The organism is Micromonospora sp. C95 (assembly GCF_018070465.1).
Taxonomy (GTDB): domain Bacteria; phylum Actinomycetota; class Actinomycetes; order Mycobacteriales; family Micromonosporaceae; genus Micromonospora.
Window position 1 is genome coordinate 1 of record NZ_JAGPXT010000068.1, and the last position, 313, is coordinate 313.

The following is a 313-nucleotide window of genomic DNA, read 5'->3' on the forward strand; positions in this document are numbered from 1 at the left end:
CGATCGAGAAGGCGGTCACCGAGATCTTCGACCTGCGTCCGGCCGCGATCATCCGGGATCTGCACCTGCTGCGGCCGATCTACGCCCAGACCGCCGCCTACGGCCACTTCGGCCGCGAACTACCCGAGCTGACCTGGGAGTCCACCGACCGCGCCGCCGACCTCAAATCGGCGGTGTGACGATGAACGAGGGCGACTTCAAGGTGGCGGATCTGTCGCTCGCGGAGTTCGGGCGTAAGGAGATCCGTCTGGCCGAGCATGAGATGCCGGGTCTGATGGCGATCCGGCGTGAGTTCGCCGACGCGCGGCCCCTG

At 67.4% G+C, this 313-nt stretch carries 2 protein-coding genes; both read left to right on the top strand.

Translation table 11 applies throughout. The features are described 5' to 3' along the window. Positions 1-179 (top strand): methionine adenosyltransferase domain-containing protein (locus KBX00_RS28985; protein ID WP_210831235.1); only part of this gene is annotated, 179 nt, incomplete at its 5' end. 2 nt (positions 180-181) lie between these two features. Next, a partial coding sequence (locus KBX00_RS28990; RefSeq protein WP_210831236.1) for an adenosylhomocysteinase occupies positions 182-313 on the top strand: 132 nt, incomplete at its 3' end.